This is a genomic window from Plantibacter sp. MMLR14_011, from assembly GCF_001865025.1.
Lineage (GTDB): Bacteria > Actinomycetota > Actinomycetes > Actinomycetales > Microbacteriaceae > Plantibacter > Plantibacter flavus_A.
Genome location: NZ_MJGW01000094.1, coordinates 97,712 through 123,491, shown reverse-complemented (window position 1 = coordinate 123,491; position 25,780 = coordinate 97,712). Strand labels below are relative to the sequence as shown.

Here is a 25,780-nt window from a genome sequence, read left to right as displayed (position 1 = left end):
TACTTCAGTTGGTCGAATACATTATGCTCGATTGTCGCCGTGTCGTCTCGCACCTCGGCGATCGACCTCGCCCACCGCGCCTCGTGCGCGCCGAGGCTCGATCCGATGCACACCAGAACATCCCCAGGGAGGCCACCGTCATGCCCTTCGTCGAAGCCCGCCGCTGCTGGGAGCGACGGTGCTCGCGCATGGTCCTCGTCCTCGACCTCCTGGCCGTCACCCTGGCGCTCACCGTGACCCAACTCCTGTGGTGGGACGCGTACTGGCGCGGGACCGTGGAGGTCGTGGGGCCGTTCGGACGCCGAGACCTCGGCTACCCGGCGGTCACCCTCGCGCTCGCCGTCGCGTGGTGGTCGCCCCTGGCAGCGGCCCGATCGCGCCAGCCGCGGGTCCTTGCGGACGGTTGGACGCCCTATCGACGGGTCGTGGTGGTGACGACGACGGTCTTCGGCACGGTGGCGATGGCGTCCTATCTCCTCAAGCTCGAGATCGGACGCGGGTTCCTGCTCACCGCCATGCCGCTCGGGGTCGCCCTCCTCCTGGCGGTCCGATGGGGCGCCCGTCGACACCTCCGTGCGCGGCGACGCGGAAGCGCACTCGTCTACCGCACGCTGCTCGTGGGGGACCGCGACCAGGCGGTGCATGTCGCCGAGCGCATGCGCCGGGGCGACTGGGCAGGGCATCGGGTGGTGGGCGTCGCGACCCCGGGCATCGTCGACGATGACCGCATCGTGGGTGCCCCCGTCCTCACCGGGCGGCCCTCGATCGTCGATGCCGCCGAGGAGGTCGAAGCGGACACGGTGATCCTCGTCGGCCCCGTCGAACTCACCCCCGCCGAGCTCCGTCGCCTGGGTTGGGACCTCAGTGAGCGCGGGGTGAAGTTCATCATCGCGCCGACGCTCACGGGGGTGGCCTCGACCCGCCTGTACCTCCAGGCGGTGGCCGGCATCCCGCTCATCCATGTCGACCACGTGGAGCTGTCCCGGCTGGAGGCGGCGGCGAAGCGGGCGTTCGACGTCATCGGTTCCGCGACGCTGCTCCTGCTGCTCGCCCCGGTCATGCTCGCGGTCGCGCTCGCTGTGAAGACGACGAGTCGGGGGACCGTGCTGTACCGGCAGGAGCGCGTCGGCCTGCGTGGCCGCCCCTTCCAGATCCTGAAGTTCCGCTCGATGGCCGCCAACGCCGACACCGGAGCAGCCCTCGCGGTGCAGCAGCATGCGGGCGAACTGCTGACGAAGGCTCCGGACAATCCGCTCGTGACCCCGATCGGACGGATCCTCCGGAAGTACTCGCTCGACGAGCTCCCGCAGTTGTTGAACGTCCTGGGGGGTTCGATGAGCCTCGTCGGTCCGCGGCCGCACCGGGGGTGGGAGGTCGAACGCTACGACCTGCTCGCCCGGCGACGCCTCCTGGTCAAGCCGGGCATGAGCGGACTGTGGCAGGTCAGCGGGCGGTCCAACCTCTCCTGGGACGACTCGGTCGACCTCGACCTGTACTACGTGGAGAACCGGTCGGCCGCGATCGACCTGAAGATCCTCGCGCAGACGGTGCGAGCGGTCGTCGCCCCGGGAACAGATGCACGGTGATCCGGCGCCGCTCGGGGCCGGGTTCAGCGTTCCGGAAGCTTGTGCCGCCAGCTCAGTCCGCCGGCACCGATGACCGCGCAGACGACGAGGAGCAGCCAGCCGCCGCTCAGCAGCAGGCTGCTCTCAGCGGCGCCCGATGCGAGCAGGGTCACGACGATGAGGGCAGCCCAGACGTGCACGACGCTGCGCCGGTTGGTCGCGATGAGCCAGGTCCGCACGAGCGCCAGACCGCCGAGGAGGAGGAACAGGGCGAGCCCGATCAGTCCGAGCTGCAGGTACACGTCCAGGTAGGCGTTCAGCGCCGAGTCGTTCGTGCGGCCGAGGCTCGCGTCGATGAACCGGTACGGGACCGCATCGGAGACCCAGCCGCCCGTCCATCCCCAGCCGTTGAGCTCGCTCGGGGCCAGGCGTCGCAGGGTCTCCTGCCAGAGTGCGTAGCGCTGCTCGATTTCGAGCCCGAGACCGAGGGCGCGGAACACCTCGGATCGGAACAGGTACCCGATGAGGCCGACGAGCGCGAGGACGGCGAGGAGGACGAACTGCCAGGTGCGGCGCGGTTCCGGTCGGAGTTGCCGGAAGACGTAGAGCACGGCGGTCGCGATGCCGAGGGCCGCGGCGAGGAGCGCGATGCTCGGCGAGCGCGTGCCGAGGATGAGCCCGGCGGCGAGGGCGATGGACCCGATCGTCACCCCGTGCCGCACGGAGCGGGTCCGCCATTCGACGACGAAGGTGACGAGACCGAGCAGGGCCGCGATGCCGAGGGCGCTCCGGGTTCCGAAGACCCCCTCCAACGGGCCGCCGAAGGCGAGGTTCCCGCTGATCCCGAGGAACGGCAGCGGGGTGTCGATGAGCACGCCGCTCACGACCTCCAGCGCCAGGGAGGTGCCGAGGAGTGCGCGGAAGGCGGTGCCCGTCGCCCTGACGATCTGAATGGTGTCGCGGGTGAGCGCGATCACGATGGCGATGAAGGCCCACGCGAGCTGCCCGCCGATGGCGGGTAGGGTCGCGAGCGGCGTGGCGCTCCACACCACCGACACCGCGCTCCAGGCGAGGAACAGCAGGACCGAGATCGGCAGGAGGCCACGCCACTCGATGATGGGGAGGCGTGCGAGGAGGATGCCCGTGCCGATCGTCGCGAGGCCGACGAGCATCGCGCTGAACCCGGCGGCACCGATCAGGCTCGTGATGAGGTGCTCGCCGAAGGCGGTCGCGACGGCGATGGTGGCGAACGCGGCGGCCAGCGGCGCCGACGACAGGACGCGCGCGGCGACGGAGAACGCGTCGAAGTCCGCCGGTCTCACGCCGGGCTCATCCGCCGACGACGTCGCGGCGGTGCGCGGGTGCGAGGTCGGACGAGGCTGCGACGGTGGGAACAGGCCAGGCGGGTTCCTGCTTGGTCTTCACCACGAGGAGCACGAGGAGGACCCATCCGGATTCGATGAGCAGCCGACTCTCCGCGACCGATTGCACGACGAGGGAGACCGCGATGAGGACGGGGGCGAGCGACAGGGCCGTGTACGGCCGCTGTGCGTCGAGGTCGACGCGCGGACGGTCGACGGCCAGGAACCAGGTGCGGGTCAACATGGACAGGACGACCGCGGCGAAGAGCACCAGGCCGACGACGCCGAGTTGGAACCAGACGTCGAGCCAGGCGTTGTGCGCCTGGAGCTGTCGGACGCCGCGTCGGATGACCAGGTCGGTGAAGAGCGGCTCCCACGGTGCCCACGGACTCGAGAAGCCCCATCCGAAGACCGGCCGTTGTTCGATGAGGCGCCACACGGTCGCCCAGATGTCGAGTCGACCGGTGAGGTCCGGGCTCTTCCCGAGCAGGCCGAGGAGTTGCGTCCGGAAGACGACCGCTCCCATCGCACCGACGACCCCGATGCCGAGGAAGCCGAGGTACACCGGCGTCCTCGCCTCCGGGCGAGGTGCCCGACGGATCGCCAGTGCAGCGGCGAGGACCACCGCCGTCACCACGGCAGCGAGCAGGATGGTGGTCGAGAAGCTCAGGAGGAACATCACGACGGAGAGACCGAGACGGATGAGCAGGGTCCAGCGACGTTCCGGGCCGGCCAGCCCGGCTGCGCCGGGCTCGTCGCGGCGCGCCGCCAGCCGGAGCCCGAAGACGATGATCCCGAGCAGCGCCACCACGGCGAGGAGGTTGGCGTTCCCCGAGATGCCCTGGACACGTCCTCCGGAGAACAGGAGGTCCCTCGACCAATAGTCGAGCAGGGGCGGGTCCGCCAAGTCCCCGGCGTAGAAGTTCGGGAGCACCGGGTGCCGGATGATCGCCGCGACGACGAACTCAAAGAGGAGGGAGAGTGACAGCACCCACGTCACGGCACGGCCGAGGACGCGGATGACCTCGGGCCAGGAGAAACAGCCGGCGAGGGTCACGCCGAGGATGGTGCACAGCGCCGCACCGAGCAGGGTCGCGGCCGTGCCGCTGGGGTAGGCGGACCAGGCGAGCGAGACGACCGACAGCACCCCGTAGCCGACGAGTGACCACGGCACCCGGGTGCGCCGCCAGGTCGGGCGGACGACCATCAGGCACGCGAGGGCGGCACCACCTGAGACGAGTGCCACCGCCGTGTAGCCCCAGATGGTGAAGAGGTTCGTCCAGAACGTCCCGGCGAGCACCGCGAACGTCGCGAACACCGCGACGTGCCTGATGACGAGTGCGCGTGTCGTCAGCGCTGCCGGCGGGCGGGGCGGGGCGGGTTCGGTGGACAGCATCGTGCCCCCAGGGTAGCGGCTGCGGCCGCCGCCGAGGCCCTGGTCCAGCGCGGTGGTCAGACGAACGCCGCAGTGCCGGTGATGGCCCGCCCGACGATGAGCGCGTTCATCTCCCGCGTGCCCTCATAGCTGTAGAGGGCTTCGGCATCCGCGAAGAACCGGGCGGCGTGGTAGTCCAGCACGATGCCGTTCCCGCCCATGATCTCCCGTGCCCACGCGACCGTCTCGCGCATCCGCGCGGTGCAGAACGCCTTGGCGAGCGCGGAGTGCTCGTCGCGCTGGGTGCCCTCGTCGAGCATCTGCGAGACCCGGACGCACATCGCCATCGATGCCGTGATGTTCCCGAGGCACTTCGAGAGGAGGTCCTGGATCAGCTGGTGGCCCGCGATCGGCTTGCCGAACTGCACGCGCTCCTTGGCGTAGGCGACCGCCGCCTCGTACGCGCCGACAGCGACGCCGACACTCGACCAGGCGACGCCGGCGCGCGTGAGTCGCAGTACCTTCGCCGTGTCGCGGAAGGAGTTCGCGCGCTGCAGCCGGAGGCGCTCGGGGACCCGGACGTTGTCGAGGGTGATGTCGGCGTTCTGCACCATGCGCAGGCTGATCTTGCCCTCGATCTTGGTCGCGGAGTAGCCGGGGGAGTCGGTCGGCACGATGAAGCCCTTCACCTGACCGTCTGCCGTGTCCTTCGCCCAGATGATCGTGATGTCGCTGAAGGTCGCATTGCCGATCCACCGTTTCGAGCCGGACAGGATCCAGTCGTCGCCGTCCCTGGTCGCCGTGGTGCGAAGCCCCTGTGCGCTGTCCGACCCCGATTGCGGTTCGGTGAGACCGAAGGCACCGAGGACCTCGCCGGAGGCGAGCTTCGGCAGCCATTCGTCCTGCTGCTCCTGGGAGCCGCACTCGCTGATCGAGCCCATGGTGAGACCGTCCTGCACCCCGACGAAGGTGGAGATCGACGCGTCGATCCGGGAGAGCTCCATCGAGGCGAGGCCGCGGAACACGGCGCTGTTCTCGAACGGCGTCGTCTCCGGCCAGGCCCATCGGGCGACGTCGAGCTCGAGGAGCGGGGTGATGAGGTGCTTCGGGAACTCGGCTCGCTCCCAGTACTCGTTCACGATCGGCTTCGCCTCGGTCTCGGCCCAGGCTCGAAGGCGGGCGATGGCCTCCTGCTCGGGAGCCGTCAGAAGGCTCTCGAAGCCGTAGAAGTCGCTGGCGAGGGGTTCGAAGATCATGGTCCGTTGCTCCATTGCGTCCGCTGGCGCCGGATCGGCGTCCCGGCCAGCCTAGGCAGGTGCGCTCGGCGCGGACAACGGCTTGGTAGTTTGGTGCACGGTGCCGGGCGACCGCGTCGCACGGCTTGTAGGACGACGCCAAGCGGCCCCAGGGTCCGGCTGGCGCGTCACCCTCGTCCGTCGAAAGGGCCCCACCATGTTCGTGCCGCTCCGTGCCACTCCTCGTGACTACGCGTGGGGGTCGTCGACGGCGATCGCGGAGGTGCTCGGGTCCGAGCGCTCAGGACTTCCGGAGGCGGAACTCTGGCTCGGCGCACACCCCGGGGCGCCGACGCCGATCGCGGATCCGTCGACGGTGGGGGGACACGCCGACCTCGAGCGCTGGCTCGACGCCGATCCCTCCGCGCTCGGCGGGCACGGCTCGCTGCCGTTCCTCCTCAAGATCCTCGCAGCGGCCCATCCGCTCTCGCTGCAGGCCCACCCCGACCTGCACCGCGCCGCCGCGGGCTTCGCCGCCGAAAACGCGCGAGGGGTGCCGCTCGACGCTCCGCACCGCAACTACAAGGACGCGCTCCACAAGCCGGAACTCATCGTCGCCCTTCGGGACGGCTTCGAGGCGCTCTGCGGGTTCCGCGAGCTCGATGCGACCGATGCGCTGCTCGCCGAGCTGGTGGCCTCGGCGCCCGATCCGGCTGCTGCGGCGCGCATCACCATGCTCCGCGGGATGCTGGCCGCCCCCGACGGGCTCCGCGACACTGTGCGAACCCTGCTCGAGCAGCTCCCCGGCGGGCTGCTCGACGCCCTCGTCGCGTCCGCCGCTGCTCCCGGTTCGGGTGCATTCGACGCCGAGCGGACCCTGGTCGGACGGCTCGCCCAGGAGTATCCGGGCGATCCCGGCATCGCGGTCGCACTCCTCCTCAATCTCGTCACGTTGCGAGCCGGCGAAGCGCTGTACCTCCCAGCCGGGAACATCCACGCCTATCTCCGCGGCATCGGCGTCGAGCTCATGGCCGCGAGTGACAACGTCCTGCGCGGCGGGCTCACCCCGAAGCACGTCGACGTGCCCGAGCTGCTCGAGGTCCTGGAGTTCGAGCCGCGGCCGGTGCCGTGGCTCACCCCGACGGACCTGGGCGGGGGGCTCAGCCTCTTCGTCCCCGACGTGCCGGACTTCGAGCTGCTGCGGGTGGACCTGTCCGATGAGCCGTCCGAGCAGGAGTCGTCGTTCCGGCTCCCCGGCCCCGGGATCGCGATCGTGGTCGACGGTTCGGTGCGGATCACCGGAGCCACCTCGTCCATCGAGCTCGGTCGAGGTGGCTACGCCTTCATCACGCCCGACGAGGCGGAGCTGCGCTTCTCCGGGACCGGGACCCTGTTCCTGGCGACGACCCAGGACTGACCGCCCGGCCGGGTGGCCCGGTCCATCCAGCTCAGGCGCTCTCCCGCACCCCGAAACTCCGCCGGTAGGCGGCAGGCGTGGTGCCGAGGACGCGGTCGAAGTGGTGACGGAGGACGGCTGCGGTGCCGAACCCGGTGTCCGCCGCGATCCGCTCGACACCGTGGTCGGTCCGTTCGAGCATCTCCTGGGCTCGGAACAGGCGTTGCCGGTTCAGCCAGGCGGCCGGCGTGCTGCCGAGCTCCGAGCGGAAGCGGCGTGCGAAGGTCCGCTCGGACATGTGCGCCTGCCGCGCGAGGCGCCCGATGGGCAGGTCCTCGGCGAGGTGGTCGAGCATCCAGTCGACGACCGGTGCGAGCGACTCGCACTGCTGCGCCGCGACGGGGGAGAGGACGTATTGCGCCTGACCGCCGTCACGCTGTGGCGGGACGACCATCCGGCGGGCGATGACGTTCGCGCTCGCCGCGCCGTACTCCTGTCGTACCAGGTGCAGACACGCGTCGATGCCGGCAGCGGTTCCCGCGCCCGTGATGACCTTGCGGTCCTCGACGAACAGCACGTCCGGGTCGACGGTGGTGCCCGGGAACGTCGTCTGCTGCTCGCTCGTGTACATCCAGTGGGTCGTGCTGCGCCGACCGTCGAGCAGCCCTGCCTGACCGAGGACGAACGACCCGCTGCACACGCTGAGGACCCAGGCACCCCGTGCCTCAGCCGCTCGGAGGACGTCGAGGTAGGCCTCGTCGACCGCTCCGGCACGCGATCCACCACGACCGGTGATCACCACGAGGTCCGCCTCGGCCGCGAACGACAGGTCGTCGTCGACGATCATGTCGAAGCCCCGCGCACCGTCGTCGCTCAGGTTCATCCGGACCGGACCGGGGTCCTTCGTGACGATGCGGAGGTCGAAGGCGGGACCGCCCTGGTCCGACCGGTCGATGCCGAAGACCTCGCAGACGACGCTGAACTCGAACGGTTGCAGCCCCGGGATGGCGAGCAGGGCGACCTTCGACAGCATGGGACCTCCGGATGATCGATTTGGCAGGAATGTGCTCATTTGCGTCCATCCTGCCACTGGTGGCAGTTTTTCGCCATTCCTAGAGTTTCAGACATGTCCATCATCGCACTCGTCATCGGCATCCTCACCGTCCTCATCGCCGTCGTCGCTTCCGCCGCGAGCCTCCGTGCCGTCCTGACCGACGGCTATCGCCGTGTCCCCAGCCGTGCCGGCGCACGACGCACGCGCCTCCAGTAGTCTGGTCACTCCGTCTGCAGCACGGCAGGTGGAGGACTCCCTGGAGGAAGCATCGTGGCGTGGCTGGTGACGGGCGGAGCCGGATACATCGGAGCCCATGTGGTGCGGGCCTTCCAAGCGGAGGGGATCGACGTCGTCGTCCTCGACGACCTGTCGAGCGGACACGAACGCTTCGTTCCTGCGGGTGTGCCGTTCGTCCGCGGAACCCTGCTCGACGGCTCGGTCCTCGAGCGCACCTTCTCCGAGTTCGAGCTGAGCGGTGTCGTCCACGTCGCCGGGTACAAGTACGCGGGTGTCTCCGTGCAGCGCCCGCTCCACACGTACGCCCAGAACGTCACGGCCACCGCGATGCTGCTCGCCGCGATGGAGGAGCACCGGGTGGAGCGCATCGTCTTCTCGTCGAGCGCCGCGGTGTACGGGACCACGGACGTCGACCTCGTCACGGAAGACACCCCGAAAGCACCCGAGTCGCCCTACGGCGAGTCCAAGCTCATCGGTGAGTGGCTGCTCCGCGACCAGGGTGTCGCCACCGGGCTGCGCCACACCTCGCTGCGGTACTTCAACGTCGTCGGCTCCGGGACGGACGAGGTCTACGACACGAGTCCGCACAACCTCTTCCCGCTCGTCTTCGACGCGCTCCTCGCCGGACGCACCCCCCGCATCAACGGCGACGACTACCCGACGCCGGACGGCACCTGCGTCCGCGACTACCTGCACGTCGCGGATCTCGCAGCCGCGCACGTCGCCGCAGCCAAGCGGCTCGATGCGGGTGAGCCCCTCGAGGCGGCGTACAACCTCGGAAGCGGGGACGGGTCGAGCGTCGGCGAGATCATGACCGCGATGGCGGAGGTGACCGGGATCGACTTCACCCCCGAGATCATGCCGCGGAGGGCGGGCGATCCCGCACGGATCGTCGCGTCCGGCGCGCTCGCAGCGCGCGACCTCGACTGGCGGATGCGACACGATCTGCGCCAGATGGTGGAGAGCGCGTGGCGGGCCAGGCGCGCCGCCGACTGACGTCGCGCGGCCGCACGATCCGCCCCGACAGGCCCCGACACCCAGTTCGGGTCACACTCGGCGCGTCGCGAACCCTCACCTCGTGATTGAGGCTTTACGATATGCGACTTGACTCGACCATAACTACAAGGGTGTAATTATGTATCGCGCCGCGTGGCGCAGGGTACGAGTAGGTGGGGAGACGGTATGGCGATTCCTGAGTATCGTGCCGGAGTACCCGACGACTGGTTCGTCGATCCGGTCAATCTGGGAGTCCCCGGCGTCCGTCAGCCCGCTGCGGAGGGCGAGGACGACACCCAGCTCTCCTGGCAGACCGATGCGCTGTGCGCGCAGACCGACCCCGAGGCGTTCTTCCCCGAGAAGGGTGGATCCACGCGCGACGCGAAGCGGATCTGCACCAGCTGCGACGTCAAGTCGCAGTGCCTGGAGTACGCGCTCGCGAACGATGAGCGCTTCGGCATCTGGGGCGGCCTCTCCGAGCGCGAGCGCCGGAAGCTGCGCAAACGCGCCGTCTGACGCTCCTTCGAACGCCGACCGAGCCGCTCCCGGCTCACCGGAACGCCCCCGATTCGGGGCGCGCCCGCTCGGTTCCCGCTCTTCCGGCCGCACCCGCTTAGTCTGAATCCGATGTCTCCCCGAGTAACGGCGATTCTCGTGGTGCGCGACGGCTCAGAGCCGCTCGCACGCACGCTCGACGCCCTCCGTGCCCAGACCCGTCCGGCGGACGGGATCATCGCCGTCGCCACCCGCGCGAGTGAGGCGACGATCGAGGAACTCGGCCGCGTCCCCGGCATGAAGCTCGTGACCTCGACCGAGGATCTCAGCTTCGCGCAGGCCGTGGCCGCCGGCGTCCGCGTCACCGATCAGCCTGAGGACGCCGAGCAGATGCTCTGGTTGCTCTCGGAGGACACGGCTCCCGAGCCGACGGCGCTCGCCGCACTGTTGGGCGCCCTCGAGGTCTCACCGTCCGTCGGTGTGGCCGGCCCGAAGATCCTCGACTGGGACGACGCGTCGTTCCTCCGTCGCTACGGCGAGACGATCACCACCCTCGGTGCGGCGGTCCCGGTGGTCGAGGACGAGCTCGACCAGGCCCAGCACGACACCATGAACGACGTGATGGCGGTCGGTCCGGCCGGCATGCTCGTCCGCCATCAGCTGTGGGACCAGTTGGGCGGCTTCGACCAGGCCCTCGTGGCGGACGACGCCCTCGACTTCTGCATCAGGACCCGCCTCGCGGGCTACCTGGTCGCGGTCGTGCCGACGGCGCGGGTCGCCTCCGCGGGCGAAGGCATCGCCGGGCCCTCCTGGTCGAACCGGCTCGGCGCGCGTCGCCACCGCCACCGTCAGGCCCGCGCCGCACAGCTCCACCGCCGTCTCGTCTATGCGCCCGGGATCATGGTCCCGGTGCACTGGCTCAGCCTCGTGCCCCTCGCCATCCTGCGGGTCATCGGCCACTTCGTGAAGAAGCAGCCCGAGCTCGTGCTGGGCGAGCTCTCGGCGGCGTTCGCCGTCGCGTTCTCCGGGACGAAGGTCGGGAGCGCCCGGCGCCAGCTCGCGAAGAACCGGACCTTGGGCTGGTCGAGCATCGCCGGCTTGCGGATGCGACTCGACGAGGTCCGACGCAAACGCGCGCTCGCGCGGGAGGCGACGCAGATCGGCTTCATCGGCGAGGAACGCGACCTCCGCTTCTTCTCCGGCGGAGGCGCCTGGGTCGTCCTCGCGACGGCGGTCATCGGAGCGGCCATCCTCGCTCCGCTCCTCGGGGCCACGTACCTCACCGGCGGAGGGCTTCTCCCGCTCTCGGCGACGGTCGGCGACCTCTGGCAGCACATCGGCTTCGGCTGGCGCGACGTCGGTCTCGGGTTCGTCGGCGCAGCCGACCCGTTCAGCGCGGTCCTCGCGGTGCTCGGGACCATCACCTTCTGGCAGCCCTCGTTCTCCCTGGTCCTGCTCTTCCTGCTCGCGCTGCCGCTCTCCGCGCTCGGCGCCTGGTTCGCCGCCACCCGGCTCACGGAGCGCAGCGGACCCCGTGCGGTGGCGGCGCTGCTCTGGGCGCTCGCCCCGACGCTCCTGACTGCGCTCGCCGACGGTCGTCCCGCGGCCGTCATCGTGCACGTCCTGCTGCCCTGGCTGTTCTACGCGGGTGCGGTCGCGTCCCGGTCGTGGGCAGCAGCCGGCACGAGCGCCTTCCTGTTCGCCGCGATCGTCGCGAGCTCGCCCTCCCTCGCCCCGGCGTTGCTCGTCATCTGGCTCGTGGCGATGGTCTTCGCCGGTCGGGGAGTCGCGAGGGTGGGACTCGTCCCGATCCCCGCCATCGCGCTGTTCGCCCCGCTCATCTGGCAGCAGGGGATCCATCGCAACAACTGGCTCGGACTCCTCGCGGATCCGGGCGTCGCGACACCTGCGACCGCGGCGTCCGGCTGGCAATTGTCCCTCGGCTTCCCCGGCGGCAGCCTGGGTGGATGGAGCCAGCTCGGCGCGGCGCTCGGGCTGCCGGGTGCTGCTCCCGCCATCGTGGTGCCCGCGCTGCTCGCGCCGCTCGCGATCGTCGCTCTGCTGGCCCTGTTCCTCCCGGGCTCCCGACGGGCCGTCCCGTTGCTCATCGCGGCGTTCCTCGGTCTCGTGTCGGCGGTGTTCGCCACGCATCTCCTCCTCGCCTCCGCCGCCGGAACGGCCGTCCCTGTCTGGGCCGGTGCGGCGATCAGCCTGTACTGGCTCGGAATCGTGGGCGCTGCGACCCTCGGCCTCGACCGCATCCCACGGTTCCGGGCGGTCCCGGCCCTCGTCATGGTCCTCGCCGCTGCGGTGATCGCCCTCCCACTCGCCCTCGCCCAGCCCCTCGGCACCTCGGTGGTCCGTGAGAGCTCCGGCCGCCAGCTGCCCGCCTATGTGACGGCCGCGACGCAGACCGATCCACGGCTCGGCACCCTCGTCATCACACCCGGTGACGACGGCACCATCACCGCGATCGTCATCCGTGGCCAGGGGGAGACGCTCGACGGCCAGTCGACCATCGCCCAGACGGCCCCCGGCGTGTCCTCGGACGACCGCGCCGTCGCCGAGCTCGCCGGTAACCTCGCGTCGCAGAGCGGACTGGACCCGACGGAGACCCTCGTCGAGCACGGCATCGCCTTCGTGCTGCTGTCGCCGGTCGCAGACGGCGATGAGCAGACGGTGGCGGGTCAGACCGCCGGCCGCGCGGCGAGTGCGCTCGACGCCAACGCAGCGCTGGTCGCCGTCGGTGACACGACGAGCGGGACGCTCTGGCGCACCGTCGCGGACGTCGGCACCGGCCCCGAGCTCCCCACGTCCAACGTGCTCGGCACCCTCATCGGTGTCGGCCTGGGCGTCGTGTTCCTCATCACCCTGCTCCTGAGCATCCCCAACGGTGCGTCCCGCGACGGGTACCGCGCGGGATCCAGGAAGCCGGCGAAGCTGAAGGGCCGTGCCGCTCGCAAGGCGGCCGCGTCCGGGGCGACGGTCGCGGTGATCGACGACGACGGGACCGGCGCCTATGACGACGAGGAACCGACCGCCGATCTCGACGACGAGGCGGAGGGATCCGAATCTGCCGACACCGCCGACGCGTCGACCCGGCCCTCCAAGCCGCGTTGGTGGCGCCGGGGTCAGGCCTCCGCCGGGGCACCCGCTCCCGCGTCGGCACAGGCCGAGGCAACCGATGACGCCGTGTCGGTCGATGACGCTCCGTCGACCCCCGACGCCGCGTCGGCCGATGACACCGTCGCTCGCGATGGAACCGGGGTGGTGGTGGAAGACGCCGTCGACCCGGACCCCGACGTGACCGGATCGACGCCGGCCGCCGACGCCGTCGTGGACTCGAACACTACGGCCGACCAGGTCCCCGACGAACCGGCGATCGCCACGCGCGATGCCGTCGTGTCCGAGGCGGATCCGAGCGACGCGACCGAGACGACGCCGGATACCGACACCACCCGCCGGGACACCCCGGGAACGGAGCAGCCGCATGCCCAGTAAGCGCGGAGTCGCCATCACCTCCGGTCGGATCGTCACCGGCCTCGTCGGGATCGGGATCGCCGCGGTCACGATCGCAGCGGCCGGGCAACTGCCCCTCCCGACGGTCGAGATCGCCCCTCAGGACATCCGAGTCACCCCGGTGGCCGGCGACCAGTCGGTCGTGTGCCCTGGGCCGCTGCTCGCCCTGGCCCAGGACGCGACGGCCGCCACGGCAGCCGGCTCCTTCGGCCCGGCGAGTGTCGACTTCGGGGCGAACGGGGTGACGCCCACGACGCGTGAGCTGGCCGCACCCGACAACACGAGCGGCGCGGCGGACGGCGGACCCACGGTGATCACCGTCCCCGGCGCGACCGACGGGACGGTGACCCCACTGAGTGGCGCGCAGTCGCAGATCGCCGCCGAAGCCGAGGTCGCCGGTCTGGCGGCCGCCGCCTGCACGCCGGCCTCGGCCGAGAGCTGGCTCGTCGGCGGGTCGAGTGACATCGGTCGCACCACGCTGGTCCTGCTGAGCAATCCGTCGGCCGTCGATGCGAACGTGACCCTCGAGGTCTTCGGTGCTGCCGGGCGGATCGACGCTCCGGGTGCCGCCGGGATCGTCGTCGCCACCGGCACGCAGCGCGTGATCGCCCTCACCGGCCTCGCGCCCAACGAGCCGACCCCCGTCGTGCACGTGACGAGCGAGGGCGGTCAGGTGGTGGCCGCGCTCCAGCAGAGCACGGTCCGCGTCCTGACCCCCGGCGGCGTGGAGGTCCAGGGGCCGACCGCGTCGCCCTCGACCGACCTCGTCATCCCGGGCGTCGTCGTCACCGCCCCGGCGGCCGCAGGGGCGAGCTCCGACACCGCGTCCGTCGACGACCGGGCCACGGCCCTCAGACTGTTCGCGCCGGGATCCGATGCCGCCGACGTCGTCATCACCGCCACCCGCGAGAACGCGAAGGACGAGCCGATCGTCATCGACGCCACCATCCAGCCGGGCGTTCCCGGCGAGATCGCCCTGGCCGACCTCCCGGCCGGTGAGTTCTCGCTGGAGGTCACCTCGACCCGACCGGTGGTCGCCGCGGCCAGGACGAACTCGCGCGGCGGAACGCTCGAGGATTTCGCCTGGTTCGGAGCGACACCCGCACTCGACGACGCCGCGGCCTTCACCGTCCCGACCGGGCCGGGACAGAAGCTCCACGTCTTCAACCCGACCGGCACCGACGCCGAACTCACGTTGACGGGGGCTGACGGCAAGGAGACCACGGCGAAGGTCGGAGCCGGAGCCGCGGTGACGCTCGGCGTCGGCCCGGGTCAGAGTTACGTCCTCGCCGGGGGCGACGGCCTCCACGCCTCGATCAGTCTCGCTGCGGCGGGGCGGCTCACATCACTGCCGGTCACACCGCCGAACCCGCTGGCTGCGCCGATCAGCGTCTACCCGCGGTGACCGCGGCGGCCGCGGGTCAGAGGAACCGGTAGCGTTCCGGCCCGAGGTCCCAGGGGTCCTTGCCGAGGAGCTCGGCGACGGCGCGGAACACGCAGCTCTCCACCATCATGCGCTGATGCAGCTCGTCGTTCCGGTGGAGCTTGCTCATCCGCTGGATGGGCAGCCGGTACAGGATGATCCGTCGGCGTGCTCGGTCGACGAACCAACGGTCGACGCCGTCCGTCCCGGAGTTCTGCGCCGGCATCGCGCCGACCTCGAACCGGACGTCGGCGAGTTCGGCGGGCCAGGCTCCGCGGAGGTAGTCGGCGGTGGTGGCGACCGTCAGGTCGAACTGGTCGATCCGGGTGTCGATCGGTGGCACGTCCGGTCCGACGACGCTCGAACGACCGTTGCGACCGTGCCGTGATCGGCGGCGCGAGAGGGCGCCTCGCGTCTCCTCGTCAGCCTGCGCCATGCGTCCAGTCTAGGTGTCGTCGGCGGCCCGGTTCAGACCCGCTCGACCGGCGAGCCGGACGGTGCCGCCGGCGCCGCCGGGCTACGCTGGGGCAAATGGTGGACAGGATGTGTTCGAAGGTCGGCTGCTCGCGCGAGCCCGTAGCGACGCTGACTTATGACTACCGTGACTCGATGGCCGTCCTCGGGCCGCTGAGCATCGAGAAGAGTCCACACAGCTACGACCTCTGCTCCATCCATGCCGTACGGCTGAGCGTGCCGCAGGGCTGGAGCGTCGTGAAGCACAGCGTCCTCGGCGACGTCGGCTACGGCTCCTGACCAGCGGCATCCCACCGCGCCTTGCCGATCTCGGGGCCGACATGAAGGTCCACGACGCGTGACGGTCTGCGAGAATGGCGTCATGAGTTCTTCCGCACCGTCTGCCCCCACGACCACCCTGCCCTACAAGGTGGCCGACCTGTCGCTCGCCGAGGCCGGCCGACACCAGCTCCGCCTCGCCGAGAACGAGATGCCCGGCCTGATGGCCCTCCGCGAGGAGTTCGGCGCGAGCCAGCCCCTCGCCGGCGCCCGTATTGCCGGTTCGCTGCACATGACGGTGCAGACCGCGGTGCTCATCGAGACACTCGTCGCGCTCGGCGCCCAGGTGCGCTGGGCGAGCTGCAACATCTTCTCGACCCAGGACGAGGCGGCGGCCGCCGTCGCCGTCGGTCCGCACGGGACCGTCGAGGCACCGGCCGGTGTGCCGGTCTTCGCCTGGAAGGGCGAGACGCTCGAGGAGTACTGGTGGTGCACCGAGCAGATCTTCGACTGGTCGACCGAAGCGGCCACGGCCGGAGCCGAGTGGACCGGCCCCAACCTCATCCTCGACGACGGTGGCGACGCGAGCATGCTCGTCCACCAGGGCCGTCGGTTCGAGCTGGCTGGAGCGGTCCCCGACACGACCGACGCCGACAGCCACGAGTACAGCATCGTCCTCGACGTGCTCCGCCGTTCGCTCGCCGGCAGCAGCGACCGCTGGACGAAGGTCGCCGCCGACATCCTCGGCGTGACCGAGGAGACCACCACCGGTGTCCACCGCCTCTACGAGCTGGCGAAGCAGGGTGAGCTGCTGTTCCCCGCGATCAACGTGAACGACTCGGTCACGAAGAGCAAGTTCGACAACAAGTACGGCATCCGGCACTCGCTGCCGGACGGCCTCAACCGCGCGACCGACGTGCTCATCGGTGGCAAGGTCGTCTTCGTCGCGGGCTACGGCGACGTCGGGAAGGGCGCGGCCGAGGCCCTCCGCGGCCAGGGCGCTCGGGTCATCGTCTCCGAGGTCGACCCGATCTGCGCCCTCCAAGCGTCGATGGACGGCTTCCAGGTCGCGACCCTCGAGAGCGTCGCCGAGCAGGTCGACATCATCGTGACGTGCACCGGCAACTTCAACGTCGTCACCCTCGACCACATCCTCGCGCTCAAGCACCTCGCGATCGTCTCGAACGTCGGGCACTTCGACAACGAGATCGACATGGCCTCGCTCGAGGCGCTCGAGGGCGCCGAGAAGATCGAGATCAAGCCCCAGGTCCACGAGTGGCGCCTCCCCACGGGGCGCAGCGTCCTCGTGCTCAGCGAGGGACGCCTCATGAACCTCGGGAACGCGACGGGGCACCCCTCGTTCGTGATGAGCAACTCCTTCACGAACCAGGTGCTCGCACAGCTCGAGCTCTGGACGCGGATCGAGGAGTACCCGATCGGCGTGTACGTGCTGCCGAAGCACCTCGACGAGAAGGTCGCTCGCCTGCACCTCGACGCGCTCGGCGTGCAGCTGACGACGCTTACGGGCGAGCAGGCCGACTACATCGGTGTGCCGGTCGAGGGCCCGTACAAGGTCGACCACTACCGCTACTAGGCGGTGTCGCCGGTTCCCCGCCTCAGCGGTCGGGGAACCGGTGCGGCTGACCGCTCAGCACCGGCTGGAGGAGCGACAGTCGCTGACGGGCCGCGAGCTGGGCCTGGTACTCGCGCTCCCGGCGGATGACGGCGACCCCGACGAGGAACGCCTCCGGCGGAGCGATCGGCAGGGGCGACACGAATCGGGACACCTCTGCCGCGAGTTCGGCCGCCAATCGGGTCCTCGTGGCCGGGGTGAGCGAGCCGGCCTGCTTGAGGAACTGGGTGACGCGCCGCGCCAGCGGGTCGGGCAGTCGGGCGACGTCCGCACCGCCGGCCCAGGCGGCGAGCTGCGGCGGGATCATCGCCACGGGCTCCACCACCCGCGGCAGACGCTCACGTTGGCTGTAGGTCCCGGCGAGCACGTCGCCCAGGCGCTTCGAGCGAGCACTGAGCAGGCCGGTGAGTGCGGCGATGCCGCCAGCTGTGGCGTAGATCTCGAAGTACCCGGTGAGCGCACGGATGAACGCGTGCCGGAAGCCGGGTGCACCCCCGTCGTCTCGGACGATCCGCGCACCGACGACCAGTCTGCCGAGCGACCGTCCGCGGGTGGCGATCTCGACCGCTGCCGGCAGGACGACGAGGCAGAGCACCGTCAGGCCGAGCACGATGGCGGTGAACATCGCGGTGTCCATGGCGACTCCCGACAGGATCCAGGAGAACATCGCGAGCATGAGGCCGACGAACACGAGGATCGACACTACGTAGTCGATGATGGCACCCGCCGCGCGCAGGATGAATCCGGTGGGCCGCACGTCGAGGGCGACCGCCTCGCCGGTGATGAGCTCGGTGCCGTCGTCCAGCGTCGTCTCGTGCAGCGGGACCCTGGCCGGTTCGGACATGTGCTCCATTCAAGCAGATGCGCGGGGGACCGGCCATGGAGCGCCGCCACCGCGTAGCATGGCTGCGATGGACCTCGACGCCTACTCCGCAGCCCACCGCCAGGAATGGGACCGCCTCGACGCGCTCGGCAAGCAGCGGTTCTTCAGCGGGCCTGAGGCCGATGAGTTGATCGACCGCTATCAAGCCGGGGCGACCCAGCTCTCCGCGATCAAGACGACGGCCGGATCGACGCTCGTCGGCGACCGTCTCTCGGTGTCGCTGTCGCGGGCACGCCTCCGGTTCACCGGGGCCAGTGCGAACGTGTTGTCGAGTGTCCCGCGGTTCTTCGTCCTGGCGCTGCCGGCCGCGCTCTACCGGGTCCGGTGGGTGACCCTCGCGGTAGCGGTCGCGACCGTCGTCATCGCGACCCTGTACGCCGTGTGGATCGCCGGCAACCCACAGGTCCTCGCGAACCTCGGTACCGACGCCCAGCTCAAGCAGTACGTCGAGGACGACTTCGTCGCCTACTACTCCGACAACCCGGCCGCGAGCTTCGCCGGCCAGGTGTGGACCAACAACGCGTGGATCGCAGCGCAATGCGTGGCGTTCGGTATCAGCGGCGTCTGGGTCCCGTACATCATCGTCACCAACGCCCAGGGGGTCGGGCAGGCCGCGGGCGTCATGTTCGCCTACGGCAAGGGCGACGTGTTCTTCGAGTACATCCTCCCGCACGGCATGCTCGAGCTCACGGCGGTGTTCGTCGCGGCAGCGGCGGGTCTCCGCATCTTCTGGGCCTGGGTGGCACCAGGGCCACGGACGAGGGGCCAGGCCCTTGCCGAGGAGGGCCGAGCGCTGTTCACGATCGCCATCGGGCTGGTGATCGTGCTCTTCGTCTCGGGGCTCGTCGAGGGCTTCGTGACGCCGGCACCGTGGCCGTGGGCGGTCAAGATGCTCATCGGCGGGGGAGCGCTCGCCGCGTTCCTGACCTACATGTGCTGGTGGGGCGGTCGCGCGTACCGCTCGGGCGAGCGCGGCGACCTGGCTGCGTTCGAGGCCGGCGGGAAGCGGATCGTCGCCGGCTGACGGTTACTCGCCGGCTTCGGATCGTGCGCGGCGCTCGGCGTTCCTGGCGTTGACCCGGGCGTTCTCGGCGTTCACCTCGGCGTGGACGGCACGCTCCTGCACGAGCCAGGCGGGCAGCGTGCGGAGCAGCTCCTGGATCTGTTCGGTGGTCAACGCCTCGGTGATCTCGGCGCGAGCCAGACCGGAGGTCGACACGCCCAGCTTGCGGGCGACGACGTCGCGCGGGTGCGGTCCGTTCTTGCGGAGCTCGACGAGCCAGTCCGCCGGGTTCGCCTGCAGTTCGAGGAACGCCGACCGCGTGATCGGCTCCTCCTGGAACGACGCCGGGGTCGCCGGCAGGTAGACCCCGAGCTTCTTCGCCGCGGTCGCCGGTTTCATGATCTGTTCGCTCGCACCCATCCGCTCAGCGTACCTCGCTGCGGTGTCCTCGCCCAACCGGCCGGATCACCCGTCGACTGAGCTGCAGTAGTGTGGCAAGCCGAGCAGTGGAGGCTTCGATGGACAGGCAGGACGACCAGGTCGACGGGATCGAGGTCGGCGACGACGGGATCGGCGCCGACACGGTGCCGGAGATCGTCCCGCCGGCGCTGACCGTCGCCTACGCACGCGGCGTGAACCCGGGGAAGTGGGCGCGCATCTGGAGCGAGCGCCGTCCGGACGACGAACTCCGCCTGATCCGGGTGGACCTCGACGAGCAGCGAGCGGTCCTGGCCTCCGGTGCGGCGGACGTCGTGCTCGCCCGGGTCCCGATCGACCATGACGGGCTGAACACGATCGCCCTGTTCGAGGAGCTCCCCGTCGTCGTCTTCGCCAAGGGCGCTGCCCTCGGAGCCGAGGACACGGTCGGGATGGCCGCGCTCGCCGACGAGCAGCTGATCATGACGCCGCTCGTCCTCGAGTGGGCCGAACGTGCCGCCGCGCTCGGGTTCGAGGCCTCGGCGGCGCCGTTGACCGACGACCCGGAGGCCGCGGTCGAGCTGGCCGCGTCCGAGGTCGGAATCGTCGTGGTCCCGCAGTCGGTCGCGCGACTGCACCAGCGGAAGGACGTGGAGTACCGTCCGATCGTCGGTCTTCCATCCATCCCGGTCGTGCTGGTGTGGCCTCAGGACCGCGAGGACGAAGCCGTGGAGGAGTTCATCGGCATCGTGCGCGGACGCACGGCCAACAGTTCGCGACGGTCCGCCCCGACCGAGCAGGCCGCCGCTCCTGCACCGCAGCAGGCCGCGAGACGACGGAAGAAGCCGAAGGCCGGCTCGACCCAGGGCACCGCCGCCGGGACGAGCCGGGGCGCCCAGCTCGCCGCGCGGAAGGCCAAGCAGGAGGAGCTCGCCCGGGAACGCCGCAAGAAGCGCAAGGGCCGCTGATCCGTTCTCCCGGGTCCCGCCGGCACGCGGAGGGACCCCGTCGATCGGCGACGGATCGGGTCAGAGTCGACCGGAGGCCTTGAGCGCGATGTAGGCGTCGGCGAGCGCCGGAGGCAGGGTCTCGGGTGAACCGGTGACGACGTCGGCCCCGAGCTGTCTGATCGCCGCCGACACGCGTTCGATGTCGAGCAGGGCGCGTTCGGCCGCAGCGGCGCGGTACACGGTCTCGCGGTCGCCGCGGTCGCGCGTGGCCTCGAGGGTCGCCGGGTCGACGACGCTCGTCACGACCACCGTGTGGCGCTGTGTGAGCTGGGGGAGGACGGCGAGGAGCCCGCGCGCGGCCCCGGGGGCGTCGATCGAGGTCTGCAGGACGACGAGGGCGCGCTGGTTCGTGATCTGTCTGACCTGGCCGGGGACGGCGTCCCAGTCGGTCTCGATGAGTTCCGGGTCGACGAGCGCCATCGCGTCGACCATCCTCGAGAGGAGTTCGGCACCGGTCGCGCCCTGGACGCGACCACGCACCCGCCGGTCGTAGGCGAGATAGTCGATGCGGTCCCCGGCTCTCGTGGCGAGGGCGGCCAACAGGAGCGCGGCTTCGAACGCCGTGTCGATGCGCGGCTCATCGGCGATGCGGGCAGCCGAAGTGCGGCCGGTGTCGGTGACGATGACGACCCGGCGGTCACGCTCGGGCCGCCAGGTGCGGATCATGACGTCGCCGCGTCGTGCCGTGGCACGCCAGTCGATCGAACGCACGTCGTCACCTCGCACGTATTCGCGGAGGGAGTCGAACTCGGTGCCCTGACCGCGGACCATGACGCTCGTCGCGCCGTCGAGCTCGCGGAGGCGTGCGATCCGGCTCGGGAGGTGCTTCCGGGAAGTGAACGCCGGCAGGACCCGGAGGTGCCCGGTGCTGTTCAGCGTCGCCTGTCGAGCGAGGAGACCGAGCGGACCGGACGACCGCACCGTGACCTGGGACACCCGTCGCTCGCCCCGACGGAACGGGGTGAGCACCAGGCTGAGGCTCCGCCGCTCACCGGGCGGGAGGTCGACGCGGAGCCGCTCGGTGGGCGCGCCGGCCGATGGCTGCCAGGCGTCGCGCACCAGCGCCCGGACGCGGCGACCTCCGCGGTTCGTCAGGAAGAGGGTGCTCGTCGCCGAGTCACCGAGCCTGACCCGGGACGGCAGCTGCCGCTGCAGGACGATGTCACGAGGCGAACCGGCGACCGCGAGGTCGAGCGCTCCGAGCGCGGCGGCGAGCACGAGCCACGCGATGAACGCCGGAGCTGCGTCGCCCGTGAGCACGCCGAGCACCACGATCGGCACGATGCCGAACGCGACGAGCGCGACGAACCTCCCGGTGACGGCCATCTAGATGGGCACCTGCACCTGCTGCATGATCGAACGCAGGATCGCGTCGACCGAGACACCCTCGAGCTCGGCCTCGGGCCGCAGCTGCATGCGGTGGCGCCACACCGGGAGGACCATCGTCTGCACGTGGTCGGGGGTGATCGACTGGTAGCCGCTCAGCCAGGCCCAGGCCTTCGCCGCGGCGAGGAGGGCGGTCGTCCCTCGCGGGCTGACCCCGAGCCGGACGGACGGGCTGCGCCGCGTGGCGCGTGCGAGGTCGACGATGTAGGCGAGGACGTCGGCGCTGGCACCCACGCGTCCGACCTCGAGCTGCGCCGCCCGCAGATCGGCCGCGCCCATGACCGGGCGGACGCCCGCAGCCGTGAGGTCGCGTGGGCTGAACCCGGCGGAATGCCGTCGGAGCACCTCCACCTCGACGTCGCGTTCGGGCACGTCGAGGACGAGCTTCAGCAGGAAGCGGTCGAGCTGCGCCTCGGGGAGCGTGTAGGTGCCCTCGTACTCGATCGGGTTCTGCGTGGCGGCCACGATGAACGGGTCCGGGAGTGGGAGCGAACGGCCGTCGACGCTGACCTGGCGCTCCTCCATCGCCTCCAGCAGGGCGGACTGGGTCTTCGGGGGTGTGCGGTTGATCTCGTCGGCCAGCAGGATGTTCGTGAACACCGGGCCCTCGCGGAACTCGAACTCCCCGGTCTTGGCGTCGTAGACGAGGGAGCCCGTGACGTCGCCGGGCATGAGGTCGGGCGTGAACTGCACACGCTTCGTGTCCAGACTGAGCGCGTGGCTGAGTGATCGGACGAGCAGCGTCTTCGCGACGCCGGGCACACCCTCGAGGAGCGCGTGGCCCTTGGCGAGGAGCGCGATGACGAGCCCGGTGACGGCGGCGTCCTGACCCACCACGGCCTTGCCGACCTCGACGCGGACCTGGGCGAGTGCTCGCCGGAGGTCGTCCGGGTTCGGTGCGGTGGATCCTGGCACGGGGGCGTCGGTCATGGATGGTTCCTTCCGGTGAGGTCCGTGGCGCGCGCGACGGCGGCTTCGAGATCGAGCAGGTGATCGGACAGGGAGACGAGCTCGGCGTCGCTCGTCGGTACGGCGTCGAGCAGGACGGACCGCACGTGCCGAGGGTCGAGTCCGGCGAGTCCGGCGACCGTGTCGGCGACCTCGACGACCGAGGCGTGGCGGGAGAGGCCCGCGGCGACCGCGAGGCGGGACACGGTACCGATCCGCAGCGCGTCCAGCGCCCGCTGACGGTTGCCGGACCGCTGGTAGAGGCGTGCGCGCCCCTCCATCGTCTCGCTCGCGCGGACCGCGACGGGCAGGTCCTCGATGACGAGCGGGCCGAAGCGGCGCCCGCGCCAGAACATGGCCAGGATCGCCGTGATGACGACGGTGCCGGTGACCCCGGCGACCCAGCTCGGCGTCAGCGCGTCGAGGCTCGGGGGGCCGGTGACGGGCACGTCGGCGAGGCTCGGCAGGTACCAGATCAACTGCTCGGTCGAGCCGAGCAGGCCGAGCGCGAGGGCGGCGTTCCCCGCACGGTCGACGACGTCGTTCGTCAGCGCGTCGGCCGAGCCGAGGAGCACCCGTGCGCCGTCCGCCTGCGTCACGACCGCGCTCCCGCCGCTGTCGGCCGTGAAGCAGCCGTCGGCGTCGGCGTCGGTGGTCGTGTACAGCGTCCAGCCACCGGTGACCGTCCCCGCCCGCTCGGCGGTGGGGTCGCCGCAGTCGGACGAGAGGACGTCGGTGGCATCCGAGCTGCCCGCGAACGAGACGCCGGGGAACAGGGTGCGGAGCGCCGCGGCCCGGGGGGTGACGACGACGAGTCCGGCGTCGGCGTCGCCCAACCGCTCGAGCTGCGAGGCCTCGAGCAGCCCGCTGGGATCGAACAGGAGGACGGTGCTGTCGGTGTCCTCGACCGCCTCGAGCGTCGCATCGAGCGTGGTCGTCTCCGTCACGGTGACGCCCTCCTGACGGAGCACCTGCGCGAGCGCGCGTCCGCCGTTCGGGGTCTGGTTGCCCGGACTGAGCAGCGCCGCGTCGATCGACGCGCCTCGCGTCGCGAACATGAGCACGAGGGCGATCCCGACCGCGAAGACCGCCGCGATGATCCAGAACCGGTTCCGTCGCAGCCGGGTCCGCAGCCGTGGTGTGGCGACGTCGGGCTCGGGCTGCCCATGCCCCGTGGGCTTCGCCGTGAGCGTCACCGGACCAGCTCCTCGGGGTCGGCGAGGAGCTGCGGCGCGGCGACGGAGAGCCGCGCGTCGAGCGCTTCGAGCTCCCGGTGCTGCGCCTCGGTACCCGTCGCCTCGAGGTAGCGGACGGCGTCGAAGACGTCCGCGGCCTCCGCGAGCGCGCGCCCGTCCTGCGGGAACGCGGCCGCCGCCCGGGCGGCGAAACTGTGCGCCGTCGTGCCGGGGGTGACCACGACGATCGTCCGCTCGGACAGTCCGCGAGCGATCGCCCGATACAGCTCCTGGAGCGCGAGGGTCCAGTCGCCGGCCGCGGCGGCGGTCCTCGCGTCCTGGCGCAACCGCTCGGCGGTCCGATCGTCGCGTTCGCCGAAGAGGTCGAGCTGACGGGCGCTCCGCCGGTTGAGGCGGGGGACGCCCCACACGATGAACGCGATGACGATCCCGACGACGACCACGGTCATCGCGATGATCGGGAACAGGCCCGTGAAGGGGCCCTCACCCGGCACCCGGAGGGAGTTCACCCAGTCCCAGAACGCCTTCGACACGATGTCCCACAACGACGGTTGCGCCGTCTGGTACTCGGGCTTCGACAGCTCACGCTGCAAAAGGTCCCGGGCGCCCGGTGCATCCGGGACGAGCGGGACGTCGAGGCGCGACGCGAGGAACAGCGGGCTCATCGGGTCGCTTTGCCTCCGGCAGCGGCGGCGTCGAAGGGGTTGTCGACCGTCTCGCGGCCGCCCGCGCGTGCCTCGACGAACCGCGCGAGGTCGAGGTCGAGCCCCTCCTTGCGCATCCGCAGGTCCACATAGATGACCGCCGACGTGGCACTGATGACGACGACCGTGATCGCGCCGATGATGACGGAGACGAGCAATGACAGGCCCTGCGCGGCGATGGTGGCGACGATCATGGTCGCCTCCGAGTCCACCCCGACGAACAGCACGGGGACGAGACTCGCGAGCAGGCTGATCGGGGTCGCGACGACCTGCGACGCGACACTGACGACCGAGGAGACGAGGAACTGGACGCCGAAGGTCCGCCAGAAGTAGCCGTCGGTCAGGCGCCAGGAGCGAGCGAGCGAGGGGAACACCTTGCCGTTCTCGAGGACGATGATGCTCGGTGTGAGGGAGAACTTCGTCCCGAGCCACACGGAAGCGGCGATCAGGACGAGCAGGGCGCCGATGCCCATGACCACCGTCAGGACCACGCCCGTGGTCCCGCCGAGACCGGTCAGCACGAATCCGAGGCCCACGGCGACGGCGATGAACACCGTCACGACACCGATCAGGAGGAAGGTGTAGCCGATGAGCGGCAGGAATCGCGCTTTCGTGCGTCGCCAGAGCACGCCGAGTGGCAGCTTCTCGCCGAGGGTGCCGCGAGCGACCTCTTGCGCGATGATGCCCTGCAGGATCGCGCTGCCGGCGATCGAGACCGCCACCGGGATGAGGAAGGACAGGATGATGGCCGTGATGGCCCCGGCGCTGATGGCGTCCTCCTCGCCAGGGGCCGCCTGCGACAGCCGGCTCAGCGAGAGCCAGGTGACGACGCCGACGATGACGAGGGAGAGGACGGCGGTGAGACCCTGCAGCAGCAGGGCGCTCCCGAACGTCGCCTTCGGGTTGCGGCGCAGCACGAGGAAGGGCGCGCCGAACAGGTCGCTGAAGGACAGCGGCCGGAGCGGGATGAGCCCCGGCTTCGGCGGTGGTGCCCATCCCTGCTGGGGACCCGGTGCCCAGGACGCACCGGTCGCGTAGGGATTCGCGTCGTAGGCGGCGGTCGGAGCCGAGGGAGGGGTCCCGTACCCGGGCTGCTGAGCCTGGGGGTACGGCTTGGTGTACTGGGGCGGGACCTGCTGCGGATACGGCTGCTGGCCGTATCCCGGCTGTGGGTACGCCGCCTGCGCCGGATACCCGGGCTGCTGCGGGTAT

At 70.8% G+C, this 25,780-nt stretch carries 23 protein-coding genes; 11 read left to right on the top strand and 12 right to left on the bottom strand.

The annotated features are described in order from the left end of the window. The first annotated feature begins 140 nt into the window (after nt 1-140). Nucleotides 141-1,586 carry a sugar transferase gene (locus tag BIU99_RS18515; protein ID WP_071262562.1) on the top strand — a complete coding sequence of 482 codons (1,446 nt, stop codon included), beginning with the start codon at nt 141-143 and terminating at the stop codon, nt 1,584-1,586. A gap of 23 nt (nt 1,587-1,609) precedes the next feature. Here the strand turns inward: BIU99_RS18515 and BIU99_RS18510 are convergent, their stop codons facing one another. From BIU99_RS18510 to BIU99_RS18500, 3 genes are read right to left on the bottom strand one after another with little or no spacing between them, the layout of a single operon-like run. Next, nucleotides 1,610-2,887 (bottom strand): O-antigen ligase family protein, encoded by a 1,278-nt coding sequence (locus BIU99_RS18510; protein WP_071262491.1) that lies wholly within the window; start codon nt 2,885-2,887, stop codon nt 1,610-1,612. 7 nt (nt 2,888-2,894) lie between these two features. Beyond that, a complete protein-coding gene (locus BIU99_RS18505; protein WP_083397462.1) occupies nt 2,895-4,322 on the bottom strand; it encodes an O-antigen ligase in 1,428 nt (475 codons plus the stop codon). 56 nt (nt 4,323-4,378) lie between these two features. Continuing rightward, nucleotides 4,379-5,557 carry an acyl-CoA dehydrogenase family protein gene (locus BIU99_RS18500; protein WP_071262489.1) on the bottom strand — a complete coding sequence of 393 codons (1,179 nt, stop codon included), beginning with the start codon at nt 5,555-5,557 and terminating at the stop codon, nt 4,379-4,381. Nucleotides 5,558-5,753: 196 nt separating this feature from the next. Between BIU99_RS18500 and manA the strand changes: the two genes are divergently transcribed. Continuing rightward, entirely contained in the window at nt 5,754-6,953 is a 1,200-nt protein-coding gene (gene manA / locus BIU99_RS18495) for a mannose-6-phosphate isomerase, class I (protein ID WP_071262488.1), read from the top strand. A 31-nt stretch (nt 6,954-6,984) separates the two neighbouring features. On the opposite strand, the gene BIU99_RS18490 is transcribed toward manA, so the two are convergent. Continuing rightward, on the bottom strand, nt 6,985-7,965 hold the full coding sequence (locus tag BIU99_RS18490; RefSeq protein WP_071262487.1) for a GlxA family transcriptional regulator: 981 nt from the start codon (nt 7,963-7,965) through the stop codon (nt 6,985-6,987). Between the two features lie 93 nt (nt 7,966-8,058). Here BIU99_RS18490 and BIU99_RS20110 point away from each other — a divergent pair, with 93 nt between their 5' ends. From BIU99_RS20110 to BIU99_RS20105, 5 genes are all read left to right on the top strand, one after another. Then, nucleotides 8,059-8,202 (top strand): hypothetical protein, encoded by a 144-nt coding sequence (locus BIU99_RS20110; RefSeq protein ID WP_175484440.1) that lies wholly within the window; start codon nt 8,059-8,061, stop codon nt 8,200-8,202. Nucleotides 8,203-8,256: 54 nt separating this feature from the next. Then, complete coding sequence (gene galE / locus BIU99_RS18485; RefSeq protein ID WP_064295220.1) at nt 8,257-9,219, top strand: UDP-glucose 4-epimerase GalE; 963 nt, start codon at nt 8,257-8,259, stop codon at nt 9,217-9,219. Nucleotides 9,220-9,405: 186 nt separating this feature from the next. Continuing rightward, nucleotides 9,406-9,735, top strand: a complete 330-nt coding sequence (locus BIU99_RS18480) for a WhiB family transcriptional regulator (protein WP_079002812.1) — start codon at nt 9,406-9,408, stop codon at nt 9,733-9,735. 111 nt (nt 9,736-9,846) lie between these two features. After that, on the top strand, nt 9,847-13,215 hold the full coding sequence (locus tag BIU99_RS18475; protein ID WP_083397461.1) for a glycosyltransferase: 3,369 nt from the start codon (nt 9,847-9,849) through the stop codon (nt 13,213-13,215). Continuing rightward, nucleotides 13,205-14,638, top strand: a complete 1,434-nt coding sequence (locus tag BIU99_RS20105) for a DUF5719 family protein (protein ID WP_071262485.1) — start codon at nt 13,205-13,207, stop codon at nt 14,636-14,638. Before BIU99_RS18475 ends, BIU99_RS20105 begins: the two co-directional genes overlap by 11 nt. Before the next feature lie 16 nt (nt 14,639-14,654). Here BIU99_RS20105 and BIU99_RS18465 read toward each other — a convergent pair whose 3' ends face one another. Continuing rightward, a complete protein-coding gene (locus BIU99_RS18465) occupies nt 14,655-15,092 on the bottom strand; it encodes a metallopeptidase family protein (protein ID WP_064295223.1) in 438 nt (145 codons plus the stop codon). A gap of 95 nt (nt 15,093-15,187) precedes the next feature. On the opposite strand from BIU99_RS18465, the gene BIU99_RS18460 reads away from it, so the two are divergent. Together BIU99_RS18460 and ahcY are read left to right on the top strand one after the other, a co-directional pair. Further along, nucleotides 15,188-15,409, top strand: coding sequence for a DUF3499 family protein (locus BIU99_RS18460; RefSeq protein ID WP_064295224.1), 222 nt, complete (start codon nt 15,188-15,190; stop codon nt 15,407-15,409). A gap of 82 nt (nt 15,410-15,491) precedes the next feature. After that, nucleotides 15,492-16,982: an adenosylhomocysteinase gene (gene ahcY / locus BIU99_RS18455; protein ID WP_064295225.1), complete on the top strand. Its 1,491-nt coding sequence runs from the start codon at nt 15,492-15,494 to the stop codon at nt 16,980-16,982. Nucleotides 16,983-17,004: 22 nt separating this feature from the next. On the opposite strand, the gene BIU99_RS18450 is transcribed toward ahcY, so the two are convergent. Then, nucleotides 17,005-17,865, bottom strand: coding sequence for an RDD family protein (locus tag BIU99_RS18450; RefSeq protein ID WP_064295226.1), 861 nt, complete (start codon nt 17,863-17,865; stop codon nt 17,005-17,007). 67 nt (nt 17,866-17,932) lie between these two features. Between BIU99_RS18450 and BIU99_RS18445 the strand changes: the two genes are divergently transcribed. Beyond that, nucleotides 17,933-18,928: a stage II sporulation protein M gene (locus tag BIU99_RS18445; RefSeq protein ID WP_071262484.1), complete on the top strand. Its 996-nt coding sequence runs from the start codon at nt 17,933-17,935 to the stop codon at nt 18,926-18,928. Nucleotides 18,929-18,931: 3 nt separating this feature from the next. On the opposite strand, the gene BIU99_RS18440 is transcribed toward BIU99_RS18445, so the two are convergent. Next, nucleotides 18,932-19,327, bottom strand: a complete 396-nt coding sequence (locus BIU99_RS18440) for a DUF5997 family protein (protein WP_056012681.1) — start codon at nt 19,325-19,327, stop codon at nt 18,932-18,934. Between the two features lie 98 nt (nt 19,328-19,425). On the opposite strand from BIU99_RS18440, the gene BIU99_RS18435 reads away from it, so the two are divergent. Continuing rightward, nucleotides 19,426-20,292: a LysR family substrate-binding domain-containing protein gene (locus BIU99_RS18435; protein ID WP_071262483.1), complete on the top strand. Its 867-nt coding sequence runs from the start codon at nt 19,426-19,428 to the stop codon at nt 20,290-20,292. A 60-nt stretch (nt 20,293-20,352) separates the two neighbouring features. Here the strand turns inward: BIU99_RS18435 and BIU99_RS18430 are convergent, their stop codons facing one another. The 5 genes from BIU99_RS18430 to BIU99_RS20095 all read right to left on the bottom strand — a co-directional run. Further along, nucleotides 20,353-21,660: a DUF58 domain-containing protein gene (locus BIU99_RS18430; protein WP_071262482.1), complete on the bottom strand. Its 1,308-nt coding sequence runs from the start codon at nt 21,658-21,660 to the stop codon at nt 20,353-20,355. Next, complete coding sequence (locus tag BIU99_RS18425; protein WP_064295230.1) at nt 21,661-22,650, bottom strand: MoxR family ATPase; 990 nt, start codon at nt 22,648-22,650, stop codon at nt 21,661-21,663. Continuing rightward, a complete protein-coding gene (locus tag BIU99_RS18420; protein ID WP_139205506.1) occupies nt 22,647-23,864 on the bottom strand; it encodes a DUF4350 domain-containing protein in 1,218 nt (405 codons plus the stop codon). Before BIU99_RS18420 ends, BIU99_RS18425 begins: the two co-directional genes overlap by 4 nt. Next, on the bottom strand, nt 23,861-24,529 hold the full coding sequence (locus BIU99_RS20100) for a DUF4129 domain-containing protein (RefSeq protein ID WP_071262481.1): 669 nt from the start codon (nt 24,527-24,529) through the stop codon (nt 23,861-23,863). Before BIU99_RS20100 ends, BIU99_RS18420 begins: the two co-directional genes overlap by 4 nt. After that, on the bottom strand, nt 24,526-25,780 hold a 1,255-nt coding region (locus BIU99_RS20095; protein WP_175484439.1), incomplete at its 5' end, for a hypothetical protein. The genes BIU99_RS20095 and BIU99_RS20100, both read right to left, overlap by 4 nt.